Consider the following 6573-nt stretch of genomic DNA (forward strand, 5'->3'; position numbering starts at 1 on the left):
TGCGCTGCATCCCGTTGCCACCCCGGCGCACAGCCGATTTCTCGGTTTCAGTGGACTAGGGTGCGCGCGTCCGCGCCTGCACGCACGCGACCCTTCGGGCTGAGCCGGTAGAGGCCGAGCGCCGCGCTTACGCCTTCACCGCGCGCCAGGCCGCATCGGCCAGTTCCTCGCGGTATGTCGTTGGCGAGGGCAGGGCGCTCGTCCCTTCCAGCCCGGACAGCCACGCCCGGCAGTAGCTCTGCACCGGCCCCATCACCAGTGACGGCATCAGCTCGCACGGCAGGTTGCGCACGGCGCCGGACTGCCGGTGCGGCTCGAACCACGCCACCAGCGCGGCATTGCGGCGGCGCGCCGCGTCGGCCAGGTCCGGGGTGCGCGGGCCGGCTGCCACCGTGCCGCGCGCCTGAAACAGAAAGCGTGCCCGCTCGGGTTGCGCCACCACCCAGTCCAGATAGCCGGTGACCAGCGCGCGCACGCCGGCTTCCACCCCCCGGGCGGCGTCCAGCTGCGCCTGCACGCTGCGCGACTGGTCGTCAAAGATGCCGAAGAACAGGGCCGCCACGATGCCGTCGCGGTTGCCGAAGTGGTGATAGATGCTGCCCACGCTGGCGCCGCAGCGCGCGCGCACGCCGTCGATGCTGACCGCGTCCACGCCGCCGTCGGCCGCGCAGGCCAGGGCGGCGTCCAGGATGTCCTGCCGGCGGTCCGTCGGCTCGGGCGCGGGGGCTGTGCCGGGGTGATGGGGTAGGGAAGATCGGGTGCGGCTTGCCATGGGCGCTGATTCTAGAATAAAGTTCTAGAAAAACTTTCTAACCCCACCTTGCCCATGTCCGCCACCTCGACTGCCTCCTTGAACGCCTCCTTGAACGCCTCCTTGAACGCCGCCGCGCCACTGCCCGGCCACGCGCTGTACCCGCACCTGCTTGCACCGCTCGACCTGGGCTTCACCACGCTCAAGAACCGCGTGCTCATGGGCTCCATGCACACCGGGCTGGAGGACGGGCGCGACCTGTCGCGCATGGCAGCCTACTTCCGCGAGCGGGCCGAGGGCGATGTGGGCCTGATCGTGACCGGCGGTTTTGCGCCCAACATCGCGGGCTGGGCCAAGCCGTTTGCGGGCACCTTGTCCACCTCGGGCGCGGCCAAACGCCACCGGGTGGTGACCGATGCGGTGCACGGCGCGGGCGGCAAGATTGCGCTGCAGATCCTGCACACGGGCCGCTATGCCTACCACCCGCTGGCGGTGGCGCCCTCGCGCCTGCAGTCGCCCATCTCACCGTTCACCCCGTTTGCGTTGTCGGCGCGTGGCGTGGAGCGCCAGATCCGCGCGTTTGTGAACTGCGCCGTGAAGGCCCGCGAGGCCGGGTACGACGGCGTGGAGGTGATGGGCTCGGAGGGCTATTTCATCAACCAGTTCCTGTCGCAGGCGACCAACCTGCGCACGGATGCCTGGGGCGGCGACTACAGCCAGCGCATGCGCCTGCCGGTGGAAATCATCGGCCGCATGCGCGACGCGGTGGGGCCGGACTTCATCCTCATCTACCGCCTGTCGATGATTGACCTGGTGCCCGGTGGCAGCGCCTGGGACGAGATCGTCACCCTGGGCAAGGCTGTGGCCACGGGCGGCGCCAGCATCGTCAACACCGGCATCGGCTGGCACGAGGCGCGGGTGCCCACCATTGCCACCAGCGTGCCGCGCGCGGCGTTTGCCTGGGTCACCCAGAAGATGAAGGCCGAATTTGCTGCGGCGGGCATCACCACGCCGCTCGTCACCTCCAACCGCATCAACACGCCCGAGGTGGCCGAGCAGGTGCTGGCCGACGGCTGCGCCGACATGGTGTCCATGGCGCGCCCGCTGCTGGCCGATGCCGCGTTCGTGAAGAAGGCCGCGCAGGGCCGGGCCGACCGCATCAACACCTGCATCGCCTGCAACCAGGCCTGCCTGGACCATGTGTTCCAGAACAAGACCAGCAGCTGCCTGGTCAACCCGCGTGCCTGCCACGAGACCGAGCTGGTCTACCGCCCGGTGTCGTCGCGCAAACGCGTCGCCGTGGTCGGCGCAGGGCCTGCGGGCCTTACTGCCGCCACGGTGGCGGCCGAGCGCGGGCACGAGGTGCACCTGTTCGATGCCGCCCCCGCCATCGGCGGCCAGCTGAACATGGCCAAGGTGATTCCGGGCAAGGAGGAGTTCCATGAAATGCTGCGCTACCTGGCCACGCGGGTGGAAGACACGGGCGTGCAGCTGCACCTGAACCGCACGGTGGACGCGGCGGACCTCGCGGCCTACGACGAGGTGGTGATCGCCACCGGCGTGCTGCCGCGGGACCCGCAGATCCCCGGCCAGGACCATCCCAAGGTGCTGAGCTACATCGACGTGCTGCGCCACGGCAAGCCGGTGGGCGAGCGTGTGGCCATCATCGGCGCGGGCGGCATCGGCTTTGACGTGGCCGAGTTCCTCACGCATGGTGAGCACCCCTCCACCACGCTCAGCCTGCCCGCCTGGCAGGCCGAGTGGGGCATCACCGACCCGGCCGAGGCGCGTGGTGGCCTGGCCCCCGCGGGGCCGCGGGCCACGCCGCCTGCGCGGCAGGTGACGCTGCTGCAGCGCAAGAAGGGCAAGCTGGGCAACGGCCTGGGCAAGACCACGGGCTGGATCCACCGCACGGTGCTCAAGATGAAGCAGGTGGAGATGGTGGGCGGCGTGAACTACGAGCGCATCGGCGACGAGGGCCTGCTCGTGTCATACGGCGAAAAGCGCGAAGACCCGACGTGGATTGCCTGCGACACCGTGGTGCTGTGCGCAGGCCAGGTGCCGCTGCGCACCTTGGCCCAGGCGCTGGAGGCGCAGGGCCAGCGGCCGCACCTGGTGGGAGGCGCGCGCGAGGCCGGCGAACTGGACGCCAAGCGCGCCATCGACCAGGCGGCACGGCTGGCAGCGCGGCTGTAAACGTGGCTGCAAACGTGGCTGCAAACGTGGCTGCAAGTGCGTTGCTGCGGCCTGTCGGTGCCGCAAAATATCAATGAAAAGTGCCTTTACCGCTTGATGGTAAACACTTTTTTGCTATCAAAAATGTAGTTGTGATGCGGCATGGGTTCAAGACTCGGCTCGCCGCTCACGGGCGGGGCAGGTCCTGCAAGGCGTGGAACACCCGCAACGCGGCCCATGCGTCATTGGCGGCATAGGCCAGCTGCGCGTCGGTGAGTCGTTCATTCGCCCAGTTGGACGTGGCAACGCTCTTGGATTTGAGGAAGCGCCGGTTGAAGAGCACCGCCACGGCGGCCTTCACCCCCATGTCCTTGCGGTAGCCGTGCTGGCGAAACACCGCGTTCAGATCCAGCACGCCGGCAGGCTCCACCCCCAGCTTGCGGCGAATGCGCTGCATGTCGTCTCCCAGCCCGAACCCCGCCTTGGTCACGCCGGGCAGTGCGAGAAGCTCGGCCACCTGCGCGCGGCAGCCCATGTCGTGCAGCTGGAAGACCCAGGCGTGGTCGAGGGTGGCGAGTTGCACCACGTGGGGCCCGTCGGACGCCTCGCCCTGCGTGAAGGTGGGTTTGGACTCGGTGTCAAAGCCCCAGGCGCTCGCGCCGATGAGGGCCGCACGGGCCTGCTCGGCCTCTTCGCGCGTGGCGACCCGTGTGATGCGGGGAGTGCCCAGGCGCTCGAACGGGTCCAGCAACGCAATCTGGTCTTTGTCGGGCACCCGGCGCTGCGGCGGGCGTGGGCGGGCGGTCTGGGGGCGGGCAGGGGGCGTGGCTGTCATGCGGGGCATTGTGCCGCGCCGAGGACGGACCCGGCCGGGCCGCCTACCGCCCTTTGTCGGGTCACGGCACTGCCACCACCTCGGGACGAGGCAGATGGTGCGACCCTTGCCATTGCGCATTGCCGAACTGAATCTGCCGTTCGATTATCTGCCTTGACTGAAAAATCGACGGATCCAATGCACCTTGGATTATCTCCATAGGGCGTTATTGATTTTCTTATTGCTGCGTTCTGACCGACGAGGAAATCACACTCAGACCCAAAGGCGTGCCTTTCGGGTCGCGGATGGCCGTAATCGCCTTGAAGGCCGCGGCCTGGACACGGTCTGGCAGCCGGACAAAATTGTTTTCGTGCACCAGCATGTCTCCGTTGACGAAGGACCACATGATGAACTTCAGCGCCTCGATGGTCTGCTCGGTGTTCTGGGTCACCTTGGGAAACACCACGAACGTACCCATGGTGATGGGCCACACCGTTTTGCCCGTCTTTTGGGTCAGCGTGTTGTTGAAGGCCCCGGTCTGGGGCCATTCACTGCTGGCCAGCGCCGCCCTGAACGCGTCGATCGAGGGTTTGACGAAAACGCCGTCGGCGTTCTTCACCTGCACCGATGCCAGGCCGTACTCGGCCACATAGCCAAAATCCACATAGCCAATGGCGCCCACGGTGTCGCGCACGCCTTTGGCAACCCCCTCGCTGCCCTTGAAGGCCAGGTGCCCGTCGGGCCACTTGATGCTGGTCTTGACGCCGAACGATGTCTTCCACGCCGGGCTGACCTTGGCGAGATAGTCGGCGAAGTTGTAGGTGGTGCCCGAGCCATCCGAGCGCACCACCACCTTGATCGGCAGGTCGGGCAAGGGGCTGTCGGGGTTCAGGGCGGTGATCTCGGCGGCGTTCCAGCGGGTGATCTCGCCCATGAAGATGCGGCTGAGCAATTCGCCCGTCAGGCGCAACTGGGCGTTCTGGATCTTGGGCAGGTTGACGATGGGGCTGATGCCGGTGATGGCCACGGGCAGCGCGATCAGCCCGTGTTCGAGCAGGTCCTTGTCTGACGGGTGCACATCGGTGGCGCCAAACCCCACCGCTTGCTGCTGGATTTTCTTCATGCCCGCGCTGGAACCGACGGGTTCATAGGCCACGCCTGTGCCCGTGGCCTTGGTGTAGGCCTTGGCCCAGCTGCGGTAGATGGGCGCGGCGGCCGATGAGCCCGCGCCCGTCACCATGGCCTGCGCACCGGCCTCGCCGGCCAGGAGCAGGGCCCAGCACAGCCCGCACAGCGCATAAATATATTTCATGAGTTCCTCCAGGTTTTGTATTGATTCTGTGGGTGTGACGTTTCCCCACTTTGCGTCGCGCCCTCCCATTCGAAGGGCGCGGTAGCGTATCAAAAAATATTAATTTTCAGTGAATGCACCCGGAGAAAGAAAATGGCATTTTCCGTGCGTCACCATATTGTCATTTGAAACAAATAGTATCTTCTGCGCAACGCCATGCAGAGGTGGCAGATGGCCGGCGGCCAGCAGATCGTCGCGCCGCCGAGCCCCGGCACCCACTGCATGGATGGAACACAAGGGCGGCGCCTGCGTGGGGCGCCCCCGGTCACCGACGAAAGTTTCAGATGCTTCAAAAAATGAAAATTGGCACCCGGCTGACGCTCGCATTTGCCGTGCTGCTACTGTTGATTTCGGCGCTGGCTGCGGGCGGCATCAGCGGCGCCAACCGCCTGACCGAGCGCAGTGCCGCGCTGTATGGCGACCGCACCGTGCCCCTGGGTGTGCTGGCGGAGATCAGCCACCTCACCCAGCGCAACCGCGTGCTGGTGATGGACATGCTGATGGACCCCGGCACCAGCAACCTGCAGGCCAGCCACACCGAGCTGACGGCCAACGTGGAGCGCATCCGCAGCCTCTGGAACGGCTACTCCACCAAGCTGCTGGCCCCGCAGGAGCAGGCTCTGGCCCAGGCCTTCGCCGACGCCAACGCCCTGTACCTCGACAAGGGCCTGATTCCCGCCGCACAGGCGCTGGTGTCTGGCAAATACGACGATGGTTCGGAGCTGTACATCACCCAGATCCGCCCGCAGGCCGCCAAGGTGCAGGCCGCGATCGAGCAGCTGGTGGGCCTTCAGATCCAGGTGGGCGCTGACGAGTTCGGGGCCGCCAAGTCCATGAGCGAGGCCATCCATGTGTGGATGCTGGCCGCCGCCGCGCTGGCGCTGCTGGTGGGCGCGGTGATGGCCTTGGTCATCACGCGTTCCATCTCGCGGCCGCTGCAGCAGGCGGTGGCGCTGGCACGCACGGTGGCCGGTGGCGACCTGAGCGCACAGATCGTGGTGCGCGGCAGCGACGAAACCGCAGAACTCCTGGGTGCCCTGCGGGAGATGAACGAGCAACTGGTGCGTGTGATCACCGAGGTGCGCGACAGCACCGAGACCGTGGCGCAGGACGCCGTGCTCATGGCGGGCGGCGCGGAAGACCTGGCACGCCGCACGGAGCTGCAGGCATCGAGCCTGCAGGAGACTGCCGCTTCGATGGAGCAGCTCACCATCACGGTGCAGCACAACACCGACAACGCCCACCGCGCGACGCAGCTGGCGCAGGAGGCCAGCAAAGTGGCCAACGAGGGCGGCAATGCGATGCGCGACGTCGTCGCCACGATGGAGGAGATCTCCCAGCAGTCGCAGAAGATTGCCGACATCATCAAGGTGATCGATGACATCGCGTTCCAGACCAACCTGCTGGCGCTCAATGCGGCGGTGGAGGCCGCGCGAGCGGGAGAGCAGGGGCGCGGCTTTGCCGTGGTGGCCGGCGAGGTGC

The 6573-nt window shown here is 67.0% G+C and carries 5 protein-coding genes; 2 read left to right on the forward strand and 3 right to left on the reverse strand.

Translation table 11 applies throughout. From position 1 onward, the window contains the following. Positions 1–127: 127 nt before the first annotated feature. Positions 128–772, reverse strand: coding sequence for a TetR/AcrR family transcriptional regulator (locus ACOQFS_RS20485; protein WP_421564658.1), 645 nt, complete (start codon positions 770–772; stop codon positions 128–130). Positions 773–892: 120 nt separating this feature from the next. Here ACOQFS_RS20485 and ACOQFS_RS20490 point away from each other — a divergent pair, with 120 nt between their 5' ends. Then, entirely contained in the window at positions 893–2947 is a 2055-nt protein-coding gene (locus ACOQFS_RS20490) for an FAD-dependent oxidoreductase (RefSeq protein WP_421564662.1), read from the forward strand. A 166-nt stretch (positions 2948–3113) separates the two neighbouring features. Here ACOQFS_RS20490 and ACOQFS_RS20495 read toward each other — a convergent pair whose 3' ends face one another. Together ACOQFS_RS20495 and pstS are read right to left on the reverse strand one after the other, a co-directional pair. Then, a complete protein-coding gene (locus tag ACOQFS_RS20495; RefSeq protein ID WP_421564659.1) occupies positions 3114–3761 on the reverse strand; it encodes a 3'-5' exonuclease in 648 nt (215 codons plus the stop codon). A gap of 217 nt (positions 3762–3978) precedes the next feature. Further along, entirely contained in the window at positions 3979–5052 is a 1074-nt protein-coding gene (gene pstS / locus ACOQFS_RS20500) for a phosphate ABC transporter substrate-binding protein PstS (RefSeq protein ID WP_421564660.1), read from the reverse strand. Positions 5053–5387: 335 nt separating this feature from the next. Between pstS and ACOQFS_RS20505 the strand changes: the two genes are divergently transcribed. Continuing rightward, positions 5388–6573, forward strand: a 1186-nt coding sequence (locus tag ACOQFS_RS20505) for a methyl-accepting chemotaxis protein (protein ID WP_421564661.1), incomplete at its 3' end; no start/stop codon positions are given.

This window comes from Paracidovorax sp. MALMAid1276 (assembly GCF_049198005.1).
Classification (GTDB): Bacteria; Pseudomonadota; Gammaproteobacteria; order Burkholderiales; family Burkholderiaceae_C; genus Acidovorax.